This window comes from Candidatus Bathyarchaeota archaeon, from assembly GCA_026014745.1.
GTDB lineage: Archaea > Thermoproteota > Bathyarchaeia > Bathyarchaeales > Bathycorpusculaceae > Bathycorpusculum.
The window spans coordinates 746,972-764,814 of the sequence record JAOZHS010000001.1 but is presented as its reverse complement, the minus strand read 5'-3'; the positions used below and the strand labels follow the sequence as shown (position 1 = coordinate 764,814).

At 48.4% G+C, this 17,843-nt stretch carries 24 protein-coding genes; 8 read left to right on the top strand and 16 right to left on the bottom strand.

What is annotated here, in order from left to right:
• Positions 1 to 50: 50 nt before the first annotated feature.
• From NWE92_04175 to rqcH, 4 genes are all read right to left on the bottom strand, one after another.
• Entirely contained in the window at positions 51 to 275 is a 225-nt protein-coding gene (locus tag NWE92_04175) for a hypothetical protein (GenBank protein MCW4028826.1), read from the bottom strand.
• 105 nt (positions 276 to 380) lie between these two features.
• Positions 381 to 944 (bottom strand): hypothetical protein, encoded by a 564-nt coding sequence (locus NWE92_04170; protein MCW4028825.1) that lies wholly within the window; start codon positions 942 to 944, stop codon positions 381 to 383.
• A 284-nt stretch (positions 945 to 1,228) separates the two neighbouring features.
• Positions 1,229 to 1,834, bottom strand: coding sequence for a GyrI-like domain-containing protein (locus NWE92_04165; GenBank protein MCW4028824.1), 606 nt, complete (start codon positions 1,832 to 1,834; stop codon positions 1,229 to 1,231).
• A gap of 151 nt (positions 1,835 to 1,985) precedes the next feature.
• Positions 1,986 to 4,043 carry a ribosome rescue protein RqcH gene (rqcH, locus tag NWE92_04160; protein ID MCW4028823.1) on the bottom strand — a complete coding sequence of 686 codons (2,058 nt, stop codon included), beginning with the start codon at positions 4,041 to 4,043 and terminating at the stop codon, positions 1,986 to 1,988.
• Positions 4,044 to 4,215: 172 nt separating this feature from the next.
• Here rqcH and NWE92_04155 point away from each other — a divergent pair, with 172 nt between their 5' ends.
• Positions 4,216 to 4,521: a hypothetical protein gene (locus NWE92_04155; GenBank protein ID MCW4028822.1), complete on the top strand. Its 306-nt coding sequence runs from the start codon at positions 4,216 to 4,218 to the stop codon at positions 4,519 to 4,521.
• Here NWE92_04155 and NWE92_04150 read toward each other — a convergent pair.
• From NWE92_04150 to radA, 3 genes are all read right to left on the bottom strand, one after another.
• Entirely contained in the window at positions 4,518 to 5,006 is a 489-nt protein-coding gene (locus NWE92_04150) for a hypothetical protein (protein MCW4028821.1), read from the bottom strand. The two genes, NWE92_04155 and NWE92_04150, sit on opposite strands and share 4 nt — an antisense overlap.
• 115 nt (positions 5,007 to 5,121) lie before the next feature.
• Complete coding sequence (locus NWE92_04145) at positions 5,122 to 5,394, bottom strand: hypothetical protein (protein MCW4028820.1); 273 nt, start codon at positions 5,392 to 5,394, stop codon at positions 5,122 to 5,124.
• 75 nt (positions 5,395 to 5,469) lie between these two features.
• Positions 5,470 to 6,513, bottom strand: coding sequence for a DNA repair and recombination protein RadA (gene radA / locus NWE92_04140; GenBank protein ID MCW4028819.1), 1,044 nt, complete (start codon positions 6,511 to 6,513; stop codon positions 5,470 to 5,472).
• Positions 6,514 to 6,635: 122 nt separating this feature from the next.
• Between radA and NWE92_04135 the strand changes: the two genes are divergently transcribed.
• Complete coding sequence (locus tag NWE92_04135; protein MCW4028818.1) at positions 6,636 to 7,415, top strand: hypothetical protein; 780 nt, start codon at positions 6,636 to 6,638, stop codon at positions 7,413 to 7,415.
• Here NWE92_04135 and NWE92_04130 read toward each other — a convergent pair.
• The 4 genes from NWE92_04130 to NWE92_04115 form a co-directional block, all read right to left on the bottom strand.
• Positions 7,412 to 8,053 (bottom strand): Type 1 glutamine amidotransferase-like domain-containing protein, encoded by a 642-nt coding sequence (locus NWE92_04130; GenBank protein MCW4028817.1) that lies wholly within the window; start codon positions 8,051 to 8,053, stop codon positions 7,412 to 7,414. The genes NWE92_04135 and NWE92_04130 overlap by 4 nt on opposite strands.
• A gap of 40 nt (positions 8,054 to 8,093) precedes the next feature.
• On the bottom strand, positions 8,094 to 8,807 hold the full coding sequence (locus tag NWE92_04125; protein ID MCW4028816.1) for a hypothetical protein: 714 nt from the start codon (positions 8,805 to 8,807) through the stop codon (positions 8,094 to 8,096).
• A gap of 133 nt (positions 8,808 to 8,940) precedes the next feature.
• Positions 8,941 to 10,539: a B12-binding domain-containing radical SAM protein gene (locus tag NWE92_04120; GenBank protein ID MCW4028815.1), complete on the bottom strand. Its 1,599-nt coding sequence runs from the start codon at positions 10,537 to 10,539 to the stop codon at positions 8,941 to 8,943.
• A 228-nt stretch (positions 10,540 to 10,767) separates the two neighbouring features.
• Positions 10,768 to 11,097: a PadR family transcriptional regulator gene (locus NWE92_04115; protein ID MCW4028814.1), complete on the bottom strand. Its 330-nt coding sequence runs from the start codon at positions 11,095 to 11,097 to the stop codon at positions 10,768 to 10,770.
• Between the two features lie 116 nt (positions 11,098 to 11,213).
• On the opposite strand from NWE92_04115, the gene NWE92_04110 reads away from it, so the two are divergent.
• Positions 11,214 to 11,564, top strand: coding sequence for a PadR family transcriptional regulator (locus tag NWE92_04110; protein MCW4028813.1), 351 nt, complete (start codon positions 11,214 to 11,216; stop codon positions 11,562 to 11,564).
• Between the two features lie 20 nt (positions 11,565 to 11,584).
• On the opposite strand, the gene NWE92_04105 is transcribed toward NWE92_04110, so the two are convergent.
• Positions 11,585 to 11,737 (bottom strand): hypothetical protein, encoded by a 153-nt coding sequence (locus NWE92_04105; GenBank protein ID MCW4028812.1) that lies wholly within the window; start codon positions 11,735 to 11,737, stop codon positions 11,585 to 11,587.
• A 306-nt stretch (positions 11,738 to 12,043) separates the two neighbouring features.
• Between NWE92_04105 and NWE92_04100 the strand changes: the two genes are divergently transcribed.
• From NWE92_04100 to NWE92_04085, 4 genes are all read left to right on the top strand, one after another.
• Complete coding sequence (locus NWE92_04100) at positions 12,044 to 12,910, top strand: hypothetical protein (GenBank protein ID MCW4028811.1); 867 nt, start codon at positions 12,044 to 12,046, stop codon at positions 12,908 to 12,910.
• A 151-nt stretch (positions 12,911 to 13,061) separates the two neighbouring features.
• A complete protein-coding gene (lsrF, locus tag NWE92_04095) occupies positions 13,062 to 13,859 on the top strand; it encodes a 3-hydroxy-5-phosphonooxypentane-2,4-dione thiolase (protein ID MCW4028810.1) in 798 nt (265 codons plus the stop codon).
• 25 nt (positions 13,860 to 13,884) lie between these two features.
• On the top strand, positions 13,885 to 14,907 hold the full coding sequence (locus NWE92_04090) for a zinc-dependent dehydrogenase (protein MCW4028809.1): 1,023 nt from the start codon (positions 13,885 to 13,887) through the stop codon (positions 14,905 to 14,907).
• 31 nt (positions 14,908 to 14,938) lie between these two features.
• Positions 14,939 to 15,556 carry a nitroreductase family protein gene (locus NWE92_04085; protein MCW4028808.1) on the top strand — a complete coding sequence of 206 codons (618 nt, stop codon included), beginning with the start codon at positions 14,939 to 14,941 and terminating at the stop codon, positions 15,554 to 15,556.
• Here the strand turns inward: NWE92_04085 and NWE92_04080 are convergent.
• Both NWE92_04080 and NWE92_04075 read right to left on the bottom strand, forming a co-directional pair.
• Complete coding sequence (locus NWE92_04080) at positions 15,553 to 15,876, bottom strand: cupin domain-containing protein (GenBank protein MCW4028807.1); 324 nt, start codon at positions 15,874 to 15,876, stop codon at positions 15,553 to 15,555. The two genes, NWE92_04085 and NWE92_04080, sit on opposite strands and share 4 nt — an antisense overlap.
• 36 nt (positions 15,877 to 15,912) lie before the next feature.
• Entirely contained in the window at positions 15,913 to 16,305 is a 393-nt protein-coding gene (locus NWE92_04075; protein MCW4028806.1) for a methionine-R-sulfoxide reductase, read from the bottom strand.
• A 240-nt stretch (positions 16,306 to 16,545) separates the two neighbouring features.
• On the opposite strand from NWE92_04075, the gene NWE92_04070 reads away from it, so the two are divergent.
• Positions 16,546 to 16,830 (top strand): hypothetical protein, encoded by a 285-nt coding sequence (locus tag NWE92_04070; GenBank protein ID MCW4028805.1) that lies wholly within the window; start codon positions 16,546 to 16,548, stop codon positions 16,828 to 16,830.
• 111 nt (positions 16,831 to 16,941) lie between these two features.
• On the opposite strand, the gene NWE92_04065 is transcribed toward NWE92_04070, so the two are convergent.
• Both NWE92_04065 and NWE92_04060 read right to left on the bottom strand, forming a co-directional pair.
• On the bottom strand, positions 16,942 to 17,076 hold the full coding sequence (locus tag NWE92_04065) for a hypothetical protein (GenBank protein ID MCW4028804.1): 135 nt from the start codon (positions 17,074 to 17,076) through the stop codon (positions 16,942 to 16,944).
• A gap of 144 nt (positions 17,077 to 17,220) precedes the next feature.
• On the bottom strand, positions 17,221 to 17,808 hold the full coding sequence (locus tag NWE92_04060) for a molybdopterin-dependent oxidoreductase (protein ID MCW4028803.1): 588 nt from the start codon (positions 17,806 to 17,808) through the stop codon (positions 17,221 to 17,223).
• Positions 17,809 to 17,843 lie beyond the last annotated feature (35 nt).

Sequence of the window (17,843 nt, the reverse complement as noted above, 5' to 3'; positions counted from 1 at the left end):
TATTCTTTTACTTTTGTGGGCATTCAATAAGCTTCAAGTATTTTGTTCCCTCAAGCGATTATGGAGGCTTCAGTGGCACTCATGGGTGTTCGTCTTCTTGCTTGTGCTGAGGGAGCGGCGAAATAAGAGGTTTGTTGATTGTTGGGTTGGTTTTGCGGGTGCTTGTTGTTTGTTTTTAAGCTAAAGGGGCAGATGGTTAATTGCAGGGTCAGGAAATTGACCGCATCAACATCAAAACCGCTGGCAACGTTGTTTACGAGGTCAAAGACGCACAAATAACTTGATCAAAAAACGCTTTTGTTGAAAAGGGCGTTGTCTCTTGTTTTGTAAATAATAAAAAAAGGGTTAGGTTGGTACTATACCAACGCTCACGCGGTTGTTTAACTCATTTTGAAGTAGTCGGCTTCGAATGTTGGGTTGATGTGCATGTCTGTCAGTGTGCCACTAACGCCGTTGCTGTCAGTGTAGTTGACGGATGCCGATGTACCATCCCAGGATGTTTGAAGGGTGGTAACGTAGTCATTGAGCAGGGTTGCAAAACTTGCATCTGCAGCAAAATCAGTGCCTGGAGTCCATGTTGCTCCGCCATCTGCGCTTGACGCAGAGGTTGAGTCAGCTAGGTTAACTACCAAGATGTAGTTGGCTGCGGGGATGTCAACACGTAGAATCTCGTCTGACTTGTTGAAGTTGTTTACGGCATAGGTGTAGACTAATGCGTTTGCGGTATCGGGGGCTTCGTTAACTGTGAACAGCAAGGAGGTAGCGTCTGCAACTGCTACAGGTGACGCTGTGGGAGTTGCAGTGGGGGTTGGATTGCCACCGCCGTTATTCATCAAGAGGAATGCAGCGACGCCAGCAACGATAATTACAACGACTATAACCGCGACAATAATGTAGGTTGTATTTTTGTTCATCGAATCACCGAATGCATCTCCTTTTTGCATTAAACTGCATATAAGCTTTTCCAGTAAGCGCTAACCCCCGCGCAGAAAATATATATACTACACAAATCAGGCGTGAATCTCTTTATTAACACCTAAAAGGCGGCAGCAACAAAATAATCGGGGCAAAATATATACGCGTACCCCACGAAAACTCAGCGAAATCGGGTGGCAACAAAAAATCGTCCGACCAGAGGCAGAGTTGTATGTTCTAAAAACACGAACAAACGCCAGATGCGGCTTTTTAGCCAAAAACAAGCAAACCAGCGAAAGTTTACTTGCCCTCGCTACTTCATAGGTTGCCGAATGACTGTTTTTAGTTTTTCTGGCGCAGTCTTTTGGGGGTTGTTGAGGTAGATTTCGTGGTGTTTGCCGCTGAGTTGGTGTCCGCTGTTTTGGATGTGGGCATGGATTTTCTGTATGGTGGGTCCTTCGTTTGCGAAGGGTCCGATGTACATTATTTGCGCGGCGGGACCTTCCTTGAAGCTTTCAAACCGCACTTTTGGCAGGGCGGTCGGATTCTTCTTTTTACGTACCTGCTCCACTGCCTCTTTGAAGTCTGCGGCTGTGACGTATTTGGGCTGCATAATCATAGCGGTCCATTTCCACTGGTCTTTTAGTGCTGTACTGAATTTGGTCATGTCATCCATCCACCATAACCCCTCCAGCGGCATAACCCCAAAATCAACTCCTTGGGCTTTTTTAACCATAAATTTGAGTGTATAAGCAACCGAGTATAGGGCTTCTATTGCTTGAATGTACTGCGGTGATGCGGGTGCACCTCCCCCGTCGACTAAGAGGAAATTCATCGCTGGAACGTCAACCAGAGAAATTTCTTTAGCAGAGGGATTGTAGAGGGTTTTTAGTTCTTTTTTGAAGTCCACTTTCTCCAAATCAACCACCAAACTACGTTAGAAAACAGAAGATAAATGTCTACTGTAACCCCGAGCAATTGCAGCGTAGTCTGCTGGCTCGGCACCTCTCAGGGAGCCCCCTTCTCTCGCATTTAGTATGAATAGGCTCCGCGAAGAAGATAACTTGGGGTCAGGTTGCTTTGAGGTTTACGGTGCCTTTGGTGTAAGGCACAAACTCCCGCACCTGCTCAATGCTGGTTTTACCTGCCCGCTCCCGCTGCTCCTTTGAAAGCTTCGCCATAAGAGCCTTTAGAATCTGCCCAAGCAACTCCTTACCCGTATGGTCACCGGGCTGAATAACCACATAAGTCTTGGTCTTAGCCTTAACCGCATCCACAGGTCCCCCAACAAAGGACGCCTCTTCCCCGACAATAATCCCAATAGCAACCTTGAGCGGTGTGTTGCGATACCAGTTGCGTTTTCCAACCACAAAGAAGGCGCCATGTGGCACGGATTCGCCGCTTGGTCCACTTTTGCTAAGCTGATCCACCTTAACCCAATACACGTCGGCAGTGCCCAAATTCTCTCGCCAACCACGCGAAAACGAAGCCGCATACTCACTGGCTTCCTTTAACGCCTCCTCACTGATTTCGTTACCTTCAGCTTTAATGACAACGAAGGGAGAGCCCGTGATTTCGGCGTGGAAAACCACATCCTCTTGGGTCGTGTACTTTTTGATAAGAACCTCATTGCTTACCGTGTCCTTGCCTGCTACAACGAGGAAGCCGTCGGAGGTGGTGAAGTTGCGGAATTTTTGGTACCATTCCTTATTCGCCAGTTCTTCTTTGCGTTTGGCAAGGGCTTCCATGATTTGAGCGGGTTTGAGGCTTTTGAGTTCCTCGGCGTCTTGGAGTTCCTTCTCGATTTTGGCGAGTTTACGCTTTGACTCTTCTAATGCGGAGAGGGCACCTTGGGCTTTTTGTTTGGCACGTTTGCCCCGCTCGTAGTATTCGTTGGCGTTGTCAAAGATGCTAAGGCGAAGGCTGAAGCTGAAATGTAACTCATCGAGGCTGAGGTTTAGTGCGAGGTTTTTGCCGTCGAAAGATTCGACGTAGGTCATGGGGGGTTTGCCTGCTTTTTTGGCTGCCATAACCTGCGCGATGATTTCTTTCCACTCATAGCCTTGCGTGCTGGCTTTGAGAAGTTTTTCTTGGAAGTCTTGCAGCTCATTGAAGTGAGCATAAACTGTGTCGCCGATTTGCTTGTCGCGGTCGGCTTTGTGTTCGTCTTCGTCGATGGATTTTTGTTGCTCTGCTACCATGCGTTGGAGCCGTTTTGCTTCCTGCTTTAGTTTATCCACTTCAACATTTGACACGACATTCTCAGTTGCCGTAACTCTTAGGAAAAACTCGTCTAGCGCCTCACTAAAAGTGCTGAATGCTTTTGTTTGGCAGTCCTCGTAGCGTTGAAGCTTGAAGGGGACCACATCGTAAAATTCGCCATCTTGATCTAATATGATAGCGGGCTCGAATTTGCTCTCGCTAACAGCTCCCAGAAGCGTTCCTAACGCATCAAACAATGCCTGCGTCTCGAATGCTGTCAGGGTGTTGGCTGGGCGGGTTTTTTCTATATTTGTGCGTTGGAGGAGTTCTTCTGCGTAGGTTCCGCCGATACCTAAGAACCGCGCAAGCACCCGTACCACCTCGGTTTCGCCCGCAGTTTGGAGGGCTTCTTGGAGTTCGGGCAGGGTGACTTTGAAGGGGTTTTTGCCACTGGCAGGAGGATAAACCAGCACCGTGTTGTGAAGGATGTTGCGGTCGCGCATGCGTTTGAATTCTTGCGCTTGGATAATGACGCCTTGTTCGTTGACTAGGATGAAGTTGCCGTCGCCGAAAAGCTCCACCACCAATCGAAGCAGTCCAGTTTTGGTTTCAAAGGTAATGTTGACGATCCGTTCAAACTCATATTGTTCAACGGTTCGCAGCCACGCGTCACGCAGGTATTTGCGCAGCATCATGCAAAAGGGCGGTGGCTCCGCAGGGCTTTCCTCGGCGTAGGTGGTGGTGTGAATTCTTCTGCCTGCTTCCACGACGAGACGAATAGGAGGCTGGTCAGTTTTGTGAAGTTTAAACACGACTGTTTTGGCGCCGAACTGGTAGATGTTGTTCACTCGGGAGTTTGCAACTTGGGGGTTTAGTTCTTGAATTGCTGCCGCGATGTCAAAGCTTGTGAATTCTTTTTTGCGCATTCATCCACCAGACGTGTGCTTCGTGCTTCTATATCGAGGAGTAGGAAATAATTGTTTGTGCCCAAACAAATCAAACCGCGTGAAACATCCAGCTGGGCGGAGAAACGATTAATACTTGGGCATCTTTTTTAAGTAGGAACAAAATATAATCTGCCCAAGGAAAGAAGTTTAGATGACCCCTACTGTCCAACTTTACTGGATGCGTGCCGCGTTAGGTATAATCGCAGCAGTCATAACAGCATTCGTTTCATTTTACTTCAGCAACCCCCTCGACTACAGCGCACTCTTCAACGCGATTAGCATCGCCATAATCATCTACTTCATAACCTACTACATCTTCAAAGCAACCTACAAAAACAAAATCGAGAAACAAAGCAAAATCCTAAGCACAGGCATAGGCATGTACTTCTTCGCTTGGATCGCCTTCTTCGTGTTATTCTACACAACTATCCGAACAATATTACCCTTACCCGCTTAACTTTCAGCAGGTTCTTCTTCTTTTTCAGCTTCTTCGGCTTCAGCTTTTTTCTGCAGAAAATTCGCTATAGTCGCTTGACTTTTGTCACTGCGGGTTGTCTCAATTTTCTGTTCACCCTTAGTGGCGGCGACTTGAGGCGCAGGGATATTCATGCGAGAAATGATACGCATGCAGTCTGCCCATGCAGAGAAGTAACCACGGTCAAAGTCGGCATGCAACCCGTTACCCATGTGGGCTAGGAATTCTTTGCGGTAATCGTTTAGGGCTACTTTGTCGCTGAAGTCCACTTTAGCGAAAAAGGCGTAGTCGTCAGAGGCGTTTTTGCGGGACAGATACATGCCGTAGAGGGCTCGGAAGTACCCGCGGTTCCACTCGGTTTTTTGCATTTTCTGTTTTACCCGTTCCAACTCGCGTTCAGCCTCAGTGAATTGGCGAGCTACAATGAGCTGGAAGTACCGTGTAACTAGAGCTTGTGAGATAGGCATCTTTCACGTCCACCATGCGACTTTTGTATGCTCTTATCGGCGTTCGGTGACTTTAAGCGTTTCTCATCCCAAAAGAAATCCGACCGCACCAGCCAACCAACAGCTCAACCGCGGCTTAGAGAAGCGCTTGGATTTCAAGTGCCCAACCGTCCCGGGTGGTTCCGCTAAGAGGCAAACCATTGGGCATCATATTAGCGGGAACCTTATCAGCACCCAAAGATTCTGCGATTTTTAAAAGGGCACACTCGCGCCGTTTCTCACCCAAACAAAACAAGCGAATAAACCCCCAAAGAGCAAACTGCTTCTCAACATCCGCCTCGTACCTTGCAACAAACACGCAGGTAGAGAATTTTTCGCAGCGCTCACACATCAGAATCGCCAGAAACAAAGAGTGGGCTCCAGTGCAATTTAACCCTATTTAACCAGAAATATTGACTAAAAATAAAGAAAAAAGAATGCCGGCTTAGCGACGTGCTTTGGTCGCTTTTTCCTCTTCAGTGACATCTTCGATGCCGTTCTCTGTGACTTTGAGGATTTCTTCACCGTCAGGCAAATAAGGACTCGAAACTAGCCGAGCAATGCGTATGGGACCATGAGAGGCGCGACGCAGATAAAAGCGGGTGTGGCTGGTGTGACCGACGATGTTGCCGCCAATGGGGTGAATAGCGTCGCCGAAAAACTGGTCGGGTTTTGCCATAACCTGATTGGTTACGACTGCGACTGCGTTAAAGGCGCGGGCTAGGGCGGTGAGTTTGTGCATGTGTTTGTTAAGTTTTTGTTGGCGGCTAGCAAGCATTTCTCTGCCAATGTATTCGCTACGGAAATGCGCGGTTAAGGAGTCGATGATGATGAGTTTGATGTTATTGGCTTTGATGATTTCATCCGCGTTCTCAAGCAGAAACATCTGGTGGTCGCTGGTGTAGGCTTCGGCGTAAATGATGTTTTTGACGGCTTGCTCAGGGTCTAAGCCCACGAATTTTGCCATCTGCACAATGCGTTCGAGCCTAAACGTGTTTTCCGTGTCTATGTAGAGGACGCCGCCGCCAAGGCCGCCTTTTTCTGGGGGCAGTTGGACGTTTATGCATAGTTGGTGGCACATTTGGCTTTTGCCGCAGCCGTATTCGCCGTAGAATTCGGTTATGGTCTGGGTTTCAAGGCCGCCGTCAACGAGTTTGTCTAAGGCTTTGCTACCTGTGGTTAGGCGTGCGACTGTTTTGCGCATTTTGAAGAGTTCATCTGCGCGGATAAAAGAGATGCCGACTGAGGAGCGGGCAGCATCGATGATTTGGAAAGCTTTTTTCTCGCTGACTCCGACGGGTTCGAGTTCGCGGCTGGTGGCCATAGCTAGGGATTCTACGGTGTGGTAGCCGAGGTCGCGGAGTTTACCGGCGGTTGCGGGGCCGACGCCGGGGAGGTCCTCGATGAATTGGTATTTCTTTTTGTTTTGTTCTATCACGCTTTCTTCTTCTTGTTCTTCCAGTGGTTGCTCGTCGGAATCTTCAGACATGTTTTTCACACTTTAGGTTGATGTATCAGGTGGAATATTTAAAACAAACCCAAAAACATACTCCTCCGTCAGGGGAGGGGGCAGTGAAAGTTAAGTCTTAGCTGAAAAAGGGTTTTATATTGTTGACTGACATAACTACGCTGATGTCACCCGGAGCCCTTTCAGCCCTAACTTGGCGTCAACCCGTCGTCTTCGCAGCCGCAACCGCAGTATGCACGGTTTTAGCCATCTGGGCAGTTATTGTAGCGCCTGTGGGCTCTGTCGCGGGGGTTTCAGGACTCTACTTCGCCGCAGCCATCTACGTGCCGCTGGCGTTGTGGTTTGGAATCTGGGGCTGCCTAGCAGGATATGCAAGCTGCGTCTTTATGGGGCTCTACCTCAACTTCAGTGGCGTCCCCGGCTACACGCTGCCGTTTGTGCTGGTCTGGGCGTTAGCAGACTTTTTTGAGGGGTTTATACCGCTACTAATTTACCGATCCCTACGCACCAAACCCGAGTTAAAACTCAAAAAACCCAAAGTCACCTACACCATAAACATGCTGCTGCTCTTGGTGTTGGCGACGTCGGCGTTTGGGTTGGTTTACTCTTACACTGCCGTGTTTAACATAGCGTTTGTGCTCAGCATTGTTTTGGTGCTTATCCAAGCTGGCATAGAGGACCACAAAACCTGGCTAACCTGGTTACCCGTCGGCGTTTTTATAGCGAGTCTCACTTCGGGGCTTTTTGGCGTCGGCGCCTTGGCAGTTTTTGGCAGCATCCCCTTAGAAGCGTTTCCAACAGTCTTCACAGGTTGGGTCATCGGCGACATTGTCGTGTTGGCAACCTTAGGAACAGTGCTTACAGTGACCTTAACGCCGATTATTGTTAAATCAAAATTCTACGTGCGAAGGTTCTTCTCCTAAACCGACCCGTTGACCTGCTGCCGTTGCCCTTTCTCGAATAAGTAAACGGGATTAAAAAAAGAAAACTGATTGTCATTGCAGATTATGGCTGAATCTTTGGGAACAGCAAAAATCGGTTCAGCCAAGGATAGCCGCTGCAGCACCTCGTCATTGCGTTGCTGGTAATGCGCCTTATACGTCATGTTAACCAGTCCTAGACCGTCAACAATCTTAACCCTTCCAGTGTCGCGACCCGTCACCACGCAGCGCCTGCAAAGTGCCAACGCCCCTGCACTCCGACCCACAACGACGCCGCTAAACCCCTTCAAAAGCTCCGCCATCTCTGACAGTCGAAGCCGCTCCAAGAGCACCATCGGAACGCCCCCCGTTAAGTAGACAACGTCTGATTCGCTGATTTGGTCTTTGATTTCAGCGCGCGAACTGGAGTAATTAGCAAAATCCACCGAAGAAGCACCTAAGCTACGGAAATAATCAAACAGAAGCTTACTTTTTTGGTAGGCGCTGTCAAAAGATGCGCGTGCCCAAGCAAACACCAACACTCTGGGCTTTCCACCAGCGTCGAGGAAGGCAGCTTGGTTGATGTCGACTGCGCTTCGGTGGTGGGTGTTTTCGCCGCCTAAAAGGTAATACGTGGGCATACAGACCTTGAGGTTTGGCGACTAAAAAGTGTGCCGTGATTTAGGGGCAATTTATGAGCGCCAAGTAGGATTTCAACTGCGGCGTGGAGGCGGCGTCGAGTCGGTATATAATTTTTAATCCGTCGCTGCTTTGGGAAACGAATTCAGTGTTGGCGAGTGTTTTCATTTGCCACGTCAACGCCTGAGACGTAATCGAGACATCTATGGCGAGTTTTCCATGTGAGAGCGCCCCTTTTTTCATCAGGGTTTCGATGATTCTTTTTGCCGTTGTATGACGCAGCAGACAAATTGCCAGCATCTCCCGCTTAGAGAAACGCTTGGAAACAAAGAACCGCTTATAGCGTCCATCCCGCACAAACGAAACCAACCCCGACCTAACCAACACTCCAAGATGATATTCGGCTAAGCCGACGGGTAAGCAAAGGGCGGCGCAGAGGCTGCGGAAGGCAACGCCGGGGTTTGTGTCTATGTAGCTGAAGATTTGGCTCCGGGTAGCGTTGGTCAGAGCGGATTGGTTTGTGGCAGTTGCGGTTTGAGTGCCAAATACGGGAGGGACACCGAGCATGATGTAGGGGTTAATTGTTATGGCGTCTAGGCTTGCCGGACCTGATTGAATTTTGATGCCAGTGCAAGTGTGTTGACTGAAGGTGTAACTGAAGCTTTTTTGCTCACAAAGTTGAACTACAAAACAGCCACATACAACAATGCAGAGGGCTACTGCAGTTAACGCGATTGCGGTACGCTTCAGAGTCAAAGGCATCCTTCCTGCAAGGGTTTTTGTCAGTTTAGCTTTTTAACTTTATTCGTAAACAACTGTACTAGAGCCCCAAAAGCATAAAAATGGGACAAAAAAGGAAAAAGAGCTTAGTTTGATAGTTGCCCAGAATTTATTTTATTAGTTTGTAGAGGAATCGAATGGGCAGGGGGGCTACGCTAATTTTGCCTTCTTTAATATCCTTTATCATGGTGGGCATGTCGCAGTCATAATCTTTTTTGCATTGCGTTATCAAACGTTTAGCTTGATTAACTCCGTAAGTAAAGACCATTTTTTGGCCGTAGCCTCTAGCGGAGCCATTGTGGGCATAGTATTCTTTGAAAAGTGTTTCACTCCAATTGAAGTTGTGTTCCCAGCAGTTCAAGAAGAGCTCGCCCTGCTTGTGTGTCATCTTGCCGATAGTGAAGGAGGATGCTTTGCCTTTCAAGCCGCCTTCACCAACCATGAACAAGGGCACGATTAGGCTCTTGACATGGCTAAGCCTGCCAACGAGGTCGATTGTTGATTGGACATCTTCCTCTTCTTCGCCGGGAAGCCCAATGATGAGTGTGGCAACTGGAACCCAATTGTTTTCTTTAAGAATATGAAAAGCGTCATCGACGACTTTTGGCCACTCCTCGGGAGTGAAGGGTTTAGCTTTTCCCGCCATCAGGTTTCGGATTAGTTTGGGGCTACCGGTTTCGATTCCGCACTGTCCGCTCATCCAACTGTTTTCAGGATCATAATCCACTTTGAGGATGTCAGAGAGGTCTTTTATCAAGCTGGGAGCGCTGGCGACTGAGGAAAGCGCAAAGTGACTTATGCCAACAGATTTTACGCCGGGATGATTGAATACTGTTTGGAACAGTTCTTTTACGGCAGGCTGGTTAATTTCAAATCCGTTAGCTTTGTATCTTAGAACGTCTTCGGCATGCAGCAGGGGACGTCGACCGAATTTGAGGTTCACGTCTACTTCTTTTAGTATCCGTTCAATCGAGAGGCAGCGGAATCGCTGAAGGGTAGGTACACAGAAGGCGCAGCCTCTGCCGCAGCCGCGGGCGATTTCGATGATGCCCGCCACTGTTCCGCCTTGTATGATGGGTATATCGGGTTCCTCTACGACGGGACCATTAACGACTTCAGGCAAAGGAGCGTCCAGAATGTCTTCGCTTATGAGCGAATGGATTGCTGTTTCTCCTTCTCCGATAACCACGCAGTCTACGCCGAGTTCTTTGCGGGTTTGAGCATCTTCAAGTTGCCAAGCACCTGCGCCGCCCACCATGATTTTGGGTTTGTATTTTTGCACTGCAGGGTGGTTGAGGATTTCTTTGAATTTGAGGGTCATGTAGGCTTCGCCGCCGAAGAGTTGGGTGAAGGTGGAGGTGGCGGGTCCTAAGCCTAGGGGGTCGTTTTCGGTTATGCAGAGGATTTTTGTGTTGGGCCCGACGGTTTGGTCGAGGTGGTCGGGGTGGGCGACGATTATGTCGTCTCGTTTGAAGCCGTTGTTGAGGAGGGCGGCTTCGATTTTTCGGGTGCCGCATGGGGCATATTGTACTGAGCCGTCTTTGTTGACGGGTACGGATGGGCTGAAGAGCGAGAAATAGAGTTTGTCGGGTATGATTCCATGTGGAACGCATGCACTAAACCCTATGAATATGTCTCCGCCGTATTCGCTCATGAGTGTTCGGTCGGCGGTGAGGACGATTTTGTAGCCGTTGGTTGTGTTGGCCATTTGTTTCCCTTCGCGCATTTTTTATTTTATTCTATTTTACAAACCATTTAGAAACCGATATATATTTATCGTGTCCAACCCGAAAAACACCAAACAAAAAAGCCCCAAACGCCTCAAAAACCGCAATGGCACAAAAACATCACGAAAACCAAACATTCACCTAACTCCTAATACCTAAAAAACAGGGTAAAAAAGCACTATAAAAAAAGGGCAAAGTTCCTTTTTAGCTTATTGTTCAGCACCCAAAAAATCAGCAATTATCCGCCGCATCGGACGCTTAAACAACTCCGACACCTTCTCCAAAAAAGTTTCACCCTGCTCAGTTAGGCGGTAACATCGCAAATTCCGCCGCCCCTTCTGCAGCAACTCACTCACCAAGAAACCCTCCTCCTCAAGACGATTCAAAAGCGGATACAAGGTTGCGGGTTTTAGTCGATGTCCAGTTAAACGTTTGATTTCTTTGTGTATTTCATATCCATGTCTGGGACCTTTAGAAATGAGCCACAGAATTAGTGGTCTGTCTAGACCTCGCTGGAAGGCACTTACGGCATCAACCATGCTTCTCTACACATAAAGAATAGTCTAGATTTCAATATATCAACCTTTGCCGCGTCCACCCCAAAAAGAGATTAATGAGAAAAACAAAGTATCATTCGGTACTTTGAGGATTACTTGTGATTGAATCCGAACGGACCATGATTAGAGCCATCATAACAAGCCTAAGCAGAGGCATAATTCTGTGGCTAGTCGACCAGAAACCCATGTCAGGATACGGCATCGTCAAAGAACTAGAACGGTCCACGGGGCAACATTTCACTTCAGGCGTAATCTATCCCCTGCTCTACGAATTAGAAAAGGAAGGCTGCATTTCGGGGAAATGGACACAGAAAGGCAGGCGCCACACAAAATACTACTCCATAACGCCAACCGGAGTGGAACTGCTTAAGCGGCTGCGGGAACTTTTCGTAATGCCCATGCGAGAGGCACTCATAGAGTTCATAGCCAAAGAAGACACCACAAACTAATCAAACTTTGAAGTGGTGGTTTAGGGGTAAGTTAGTCTTAGGCCAGTGGCGTTTTCGGGAGCGTGGAGTTCGACGTTTTTGCATTTAGGGCATTGGTAGAAGACTATGCTTCCATCTTCGGTTATTTCGCCTTTGGATTCCATTTTACTACTACAGTATTGGCATTTGTACATATTTTCACTTTTTCGCTTGTTTTATGGTTTAACGACTGAATATAATATAAAGTTGTTTGTGATTGTCGCATAAAAATTCATATCACTGCATAAACGTCAACAACATCAACTGGAGCACGTCTAAAGACGCTGCTAAAAAGTCACCTCAAAAGCGCCCCAAGCAAGTTGACAGCAAACACTTGATAAAACCAGCCATACATTTTGCATAATATGCCACAATAATTGCCGCCCAAAGTCGCTGAATAAAGCCTTGCCATACCTGATATGCAAAATGTTAAATATTGAAAACCTTGAAACAAGCAATCTATGACTCTCTTAGGCTTTAACTTTACCCAACAACAAGCGATCAGCTACATCAAATTCAACTGGAAACCTGGAAAAAAAGAGCTCCTCTACGTCAGCGTCTTCTTAGCCGTCTTAATCCTTGCAAAATTATACAACATGGCACCCCTAGCAACAACCTACAACACCCTCAACCCAATAGCTACACCAGACCCCCTCCTCTCCACACTAAAAGACTTCGCAGTTGACGCAATAACAGTGTTCGCCGCTTTCATGTTGACTTACCTGTACTTCCTAAACTCAGACCGCAACCCCAACACCGCTCTAAAATGGGGCGTCGCATACAGCGTTCCTGTTGCGATAACTTCGTTCGTTTTCTGGATGAGTTCTATTACAAGCAATGTCGCCCAAGCAGTGATCAGCGACATACTTTACCTGCCTGCAACATTCTTCTGGGGTCTGCTCTTAACAGGCGGCTTCTACCTGTTCCTGGTTTACAGGCCAAAACTCAACTTTGCCATCTTAAGTTACGCCATATTGCTAGCTTGTTACATCGCGCTATCCTTGGCAGTCTATGGCTTAGGTTACAACCTAACCTGGGCAATTACCGATTCATTAATAGCAATCTCATTAGCAGGGCTTTTCTTCGCAATAAAGAACCAGATAAGATTCCAATTCCCAACAGTTCTCATCTACGGCGGAATTGGCTTAGGGTTTATGCTCATCTATTGGATCTCAGACTTCCCCTACTTAGACTTCGTTCCCTACTACGTTGAATTCTTAGCCTTCACCATCACGGGACTCGCACTCTACGTCATCATAAAACAAAACATCATGGGATCAGCATACACGTTACCGCCTCCACCACCGCCCCCTCCAGCACCAACATAAAACAAACACAAAGAAGCGGTTCGCAAAGAAACATGCAAAAACGCATGTTAAACTAACCCAACTTTTTTTATTCTAACAAACGCCCTTTTTCTTCAATTTGACGGATAAAGTTATTTATTTCTTCAAACCAACTGCTTGCTGGAGATTCACCATGGAATGGGGAATGCAAAACCGCTTAAGTAAACTCATCCAAAAAGACGGCAAAGCCCTCTTTTTACCAATCGACCACGGCTACTTCCAAGGCCCAACACACTGCCTCGAGCAGCCGGGCGAAACCATCAAACCAATCATCCAATACGCCGACGCGCTGATGTGCACCCGCGGCGTGCTGCGCAACTGCGTTAACCCCGCTATCGAAAAACCCATAATCATGCGCGTATCAGGCGCCGTATCCGTTGTCGGCGAAGACTTAGCCAACGAAAGCGTCGTAACCTCAATGCAAGAAATCCTGCGCCTCAACGCATCCTCCGTATCCATGTCCGTGTTCGTCGGAACCAAATACGAGAACAAAAGCCTCACAAACCTCTCCAAACTCGTCGACGAATGCGAAGAATTCGGCGTGCCCGTTATGGCTGTCTGCGCCGTTGGCAAAGAGCTTGAGAAACGTGAAGCCCGTTATCTTGCCTTAGCTGCACGCATCACCGCCGAAATCGGTGCCCGCGTCGTCAAAACCTACTATTGCAAGGAGCACTTCGAAAAAGTTGTTGACGGCTGCCCCGTGCCCATTGTCATCGCTGGCGGACCTAAAACTGAGACGCAGCGGGAAGTTTTCGACTTCGTATATGATGGCATCCAGAAAGGAGCTATTGGCGTTAACTTGGGTCGCAACATTTGGCAGACCCAGCATCCCGTAGCCGCCATCCGAGCAATCCGCGCCATCATCCACGACGGTTTCACGCCCAAAGAAGCTGAAGACCTCTACAACCAAGTCATAGCAAATAAAGCCTAACCTTTTCTTTCTTTTGTGACCGCCTATGTTAGCCGCTTTCTATTACAACAACCATGACGTCAGAGTTGAAGACATCCCAGTACCAAGCGTCGGCGAAGATCAAGCCCTGCTAAAAGTTATGGCAAGCGGCATCTGCGGCAGCGACGTGCTCGAATGGTACCGCGTACCCAAAGCGCCGCGTGTGCTGGGACATGAAGCCACAGGAGTCATCTCCAAAGTCGGCGCCAAAGCCCCCAACGTCCAAGTGGGCGACCGCGTCTTTGTCTCTCATCACGTGCCCTGTTTTAGCTGTCGGCACTGTGAACGAGGCAACCACACCGCCTGCCACACGCTGCACACCACCAACTATTACCCAGGAGGCTTTGCTCAATACATCCAAATCCCCAAAATCAACCTTGACTACGGCGTCTACAAACTCCCCGACGCCCTGAGCTTCGATGAAGGGACATTTATTGAACCACTTGCCTGTGTCTCGCGCGGTCAACGGTTATCAGGAATCAAAAAAGATGACACCGTCCTAATCATCGGCAGCGGGATTAGCGGCATCCTCCATGCCCAACTCGCACGCTACAAAGGCGTAGAAACCGTAATCGTCGCCGACATCAACCCCTACCGTATTGAGCTTGCCAAAAAATTCGGCGCAACACACGGAATAAACGCCAAAGAAAACCTGCCTCAAAAACTCAAAGAACTCACAGGGCATCTTGCAGACCAAGTTATCGTCTGCACAGGCGCCATCAGTGCAGCAACCTCAGCGATGGATTGCGTTGAGAACGGCGGCACAATCCTCTTCTTCGCTGTCCCCGACCCCTCTGTGAAGCTGTCTGTGCCTATTAACCAGTTTTGGCGCAACGAAATCACCATGCGCACCAGCTACGGCGCCGCACCCAACGACCTCGAAGACGCCCTACGCTACCTCGCGACTGGAAAAATCAACGTCAAAGACATGATAACCCACCGCCTACCCCTCCGAGAAGCACAAGAAGGCTTCAGACTTACCGCAGAAGCAGGCGAATCGCTAAAGGTTATTTTGGTGCCCAACGAATAGCCTAAAAACCAGATTCTTCTTTTTCTTCTTTATGCCAGACTTATTTGATGTCATACGTGAGCGCCGCAGTATCCGAAAATACCAGCCTCAAGCGGTTGAAAAAGAACTTGTAGAGAAGGTTTTAGCCGCGGCTGGTTTAGCGCCCTCAGCACATAACGCTCAACCTTACCGATTCATAATTTTAGAAAACCCCAAGGTTAAACGGGAATTGGCAGACGCAATGGCGCAGGCGTGGGCTGCCGATTTGGAAAGCGATGGCTTAACGGTCAGCGCAGAAAATCGCAAAGAAAGAGCCGACCGCTTCGTAAACGCACCCGTCCTTATTTTGGCGTGTACCACTGAGATTGAGGGTATGCCCCGCTATGCTGATATGCGGCGGAGGGGCTGCGTTCGGGACTTGGCAGTTCAGAGTTTAGGCGCTGCACTCCAGAACCTGTTTTTAGCGGCGCATGCAGTGGGGCTTGGGGGTTGCTGGTATGCCGCGCCATGCTTCTGCAAAGCCGTCGTGCAAAGCCACCTCAACATTCCCGAGGAAGTGGAGCCGCAGACGTTTGTCACTTTGGGATACGCCGCTGAAACTCCGCCTGCAAGAACTAAGAAGACGCTTACTGAGTACTGTTTTAGGGACCTGTGGGGTAAGCCCATTTAGGCTTTAATCATGACTATCAGCATCTTGAATTTTGTTTTCGCCATTAATGCATGCGGCTGATTGGCGGGCATTATGGTCATTTCGCCCTTTTTGAGCAGTACGGGGTTGCCTGCTATGGTTACTTCGACTTCGCCGTCAAGCGCCACCACCATAGCGTCGTAGGGCGCGGTGTGCTCGCTTAACCCTTGGTTTTGGTCAAACGCAAAAACCGTCACGGTTCCCGCGGTCTTGTCAATTAAGGTTCGGCTAACAATTGAGCCGTCCTGATAATCAATTAAGCCTGCCAAGTTTTGGGCTTGAGCAAAGAGTTTCTTATCCATAACTTCACCCTCAGAGAAGATGAAGCGCCGAGAGATTTACTCTTTTTTGTCAGGAACAAAATCCATAGAAATCGAGTTGACGCAGTGTCGAGTATCTTTCTCTGTGAAATGTTCACCGACAAATACATGCCCCAAATGGGCACCGCAGTTAGCACATTGAATTTCGGTGCGGACTCCGTCAGGGTCGGGGACACGTTTGACTGCGCCAGCGATTTCCTCGTCAAAGCTGGGCCAGCCGCATTCGGATTCAAACTTGCGCTCGGAACGGTACAGTTTGGCGCCGCATCGTTTGCAGACGTAGGCGCCTTTTTCCCAAAACGCGAAGTATTTGCCTGTGAAGGGCATTTCGGTACCTTTGTGGACGATGACTTGGGTTTCTTCGGGGCTGAGCGGCTTATAGTTTGTTTCAACTTTAGAAGAAGCTGGCAATGGCAACACCACTCTAACAGTGGGTTTGGGGCGAAAAAAGGATTTTGCATCAGACTAAGGAAGGCATCAGTGAGCAGAATCGCCATCGAACGCTAACACGTCAGCTTAACCTCAACCTATTTGGCGTCTATTTGGATCCTATTAGTGGTTCCATGCAGAAACCTATAGGGGGTAGACCATTGGCTTTTAGAAAAAAATAGACATATATGATTGCGATGGTTAGTGCTAGTAGGGATTTTTTTGGTTGAAATTTCTAAATTGTTTTGGAAGCGAACATTCACCTCGGACGGGATTTATCTGGGTGAAATAGACAGCGCCGACTTAGACATCAAAACGTGGCAGATTACGAGTTTATTTGTGAAATTGACCGATGAAGCCAGCACGCTGATGGGGTTTAAGCACCCCTACTTGGGCAGAGTTGTGGTGTGCTTGCCAGTTGCGGATGTAAAAAGCATCGAGACAAACGAAGCCACCCTAAACCACACCATGGCAGAACTTACGAACCTAAGGCAATGCAAGGAATAGCACTCGAATTCAACATGTTTTTGACTTCAAAAAACGTCAATACAGACCTACCCCCCCCTTAGGGGTTTGCCAGCCCCCTATTTCAGGGGCAGCGGTTCTGTTTTGAGCAGTTTAGATTCGGGTTAGGTAGATGGGCTGCTCAGCGTCTTTATGTTTTTTTGCAGACACATTGTCGGTTGCCGCTATGACTATGGAAGGAGTTGTGGATTCATAGTCTGGTTGTGCTGCAGGTTTTTTAGGAGACATATTATTCAACCTCTCAAGAGCCAAGACAGTATTAATTTAAGCTTATAAACGTTATCCAGCTTTTAAAATTGACCCAAAGAAACTATATACTTATCATAAACAACAAAACCCCAACCTCAAAGAACAAAACACAACAACACCCTCTTAACGGCGATAACGGTCGTTGCGCCACACATCCGCACTATCACTATAACCCCGCCGCTCCCAAAACCCCAACTCCTTATCCCGAGTAAACCGCAGCCCCGTCACCCAAAGGGCACTTTTGTAGGCATATTTGCTCGGAACCACCAGCCGCACTGGCGCACCCAACCCCTCCTCCAACGGCGACCCGTTGAGCTTATGCGCCAACAAAACGTCATCACCAGCCAGTTCTTCAAGAAACAGCGAAGTCGTATAGTTATCAGCACAAAAAAAGGTAACAGCACGGGCAACAGGATTAGGCTTGACGAATGCTTCGAGGTCACGGAGGCGCACGCCTTCCCAGCGGCAATCCAGCACGCTCCAGCCTTCCACGCAATGAAAATCACTCACCGAAACGGTTTGGGGCAACTTGAGAAAATCATTCCAAGTCAACTTGACGGGGTTTTCGACTTCGCCCTCCACCGTCAACGTGTAGGTTTCTAGCGGTAGTCGGGGGTTAGTGGAGGTTATGCCGGGATGCTCATAGCCCCAGCTCAGGATGTGGTCGGTGACGGTTTGGTCAGGAGGTAGCTTTCTTTGTTTAGAAACCAAAATATTCCCAATAAATGTAGGCAGGTGTACGGAAT